Source organism: Cupriavidus sp. KB_39, assembly GCF_052114485.1.
Classification (GTDB): domain Bacteria; phylum Pseudomonadota; class Gammaproteobacteria; order Burkholderiales; family Burkholderiaceae; genus Cupriavidus.
The window spans coordinates 1-1,294 of record NZ_JBFREV010000128.1; the positions used below are offsets into that span (position 1 = coordinate 1).

Sequence of the window (1,294 nt, forward strand, 5' to 3'; positions counted from 1 at the left end):
CGCAATTCCAGCAAGTCACCTCGATCGACCACGCCGCCTGGCAGCAGGAACTGGCGCTGCACGACGAACTGTTCACCCAGCTGCAGCACAACCTGCCGCAGGATTTGGTGGAAACGAAGGACAAGCTGGCCAAGCGGCTGGCAGCCTGAGGGTTCGGGTTGGAATGAAGAAGGGCGCCGCAAGGCGCCCTTTTTTATAGGCTATCGTGAATGAGACGCTCGACTTTGCCGAGGAACGCCTCGTGGCTGATTCCCCAGTCGATTTCTTCACGAAACTCCCTGCGATAGGCTTCCTCGAAGTCTCCCGCGTGCTTCGACCTGAATGTCTCGATGTCGCGGAGCACCCGCCTTCGTGTCGCCCCGTCCGACTCGAAAATGTACAGATCCGTCAGGTCTTCGATGCTGTTTCCGAACAGATCAAAATCCTGGTTGAAGTAAGCGCCTAGCAACTGCCATAAATCGGGATACCGGGTTTTGCTCATGGTCGACAATCGGATATGCGGTCAGGATGAAATACGGCATGCCGTTATAGGGCTCGCGGCACAGCACGACAGCGAGTTTGTTCCCATCGTGCGTTGTCCCGGTTTTCCGGGAGGCGACCTTGCCAGTGGATCTGGCCGTGGTTTGCTCTAGTGCGAATCGCGTCGCGCCATAGCCTTCTGCCCATTTCGCTATCCGGCGCCTGTTCGCATGCACGGCCGCGGTGATGGCCAACTCCGCCGTGTCGCAATCCAAAAATGACGATGCCGCTCGCAACCTGGGTTCTTGCGAAAGCCTTTCCCACAATTGCGCTTCCGTGTGGCCGACATGTTCGCGCAACGTATGGCCACCTTGCTGGCCCATGCGGAGCGGCTCTCCCGCCAGCAGCGCCTCTAGTTGCTCCGCGCTCATGACAATGCGTAGGCCATCTATCTCGTCTTCTTGCGTCATCGGCGAATCTCGATAAAGGAGAGGCCAGACCCTACCGTTCTACCGTATGTGGGGGATTGAGATGACGCAACGTCAGGCGGGAACAAGGAAATTGCGAGATGGCCACCCACGATGGAGCGGGCGCCGGTTGTCTCCCCTCTCCCACTGGGGGGAGAGGGAGCAAACCTCGTGGCAGGGAACTGCCACTTGGGCGCCGTTTGCGGCGTCGCCGCCGTACCTACCGATACAACACCTGCGGCAGCCACAGACCAATCCCCGGGAAGATATAGAGCAGCGCCAACGCCAGGATCTGGATCGCCATGAACGGCAGCATGCCGGCGAAGATCTGGTTCAGGGTGACGTGGGGTGGGGCCACGCCCTTGAGG

Annotated in this window: 2 protein-coding genes; both read right to left on the minus strand. The window is 59.5% G+C overall.

The features are described from left to right. Positions 1–193: 193 nt before the first annotated feature. Positions 194–481: a contact-dependent growth inhibition system immunity protein gene (locus AB4Z27_RS29030; RefSeq protein WP_177219848.1), complete on the minus strand. Its 288-nt coding sequence runs from the start codon at positions 479–481 to the stop codon at positions 194–196. After that, on the minus strand, positions 417–929 hold the full coding sequence (locus AB4Z27_RS29035; protein ID WP_441591577.1) for an RNase A-like domain-containing protein: 513 nt from the start codon (positions 927–929) through the stop codon (positions 417–419). Before AB4Z27_RS29035 ends, AB4Z27_RS29030 begins: the two co-directional genes overlap by 65 nt. Between the last annotated feature and the right edge of the window lie 365 nt (positions 930–1,294).

What these genes read in the sequence shown, in the direction of transcription:
- AB4Z27_RS29030 (WP_177219848.1), bottom strand. Translation starts at nt 481, where the DNA reads ATGAGCAAAACCCGGTATCCCGATTTATGGCAGTTGCTAGGCGCTTAC.
- AB4Z27_RS29035 (WP_441591577.1), bottom strand. Translation starts at nt 929, where the DNA reads ATGACGCAAGAAGACGAGATAGATGGCCTACGCATTGTCATGAGCGCG.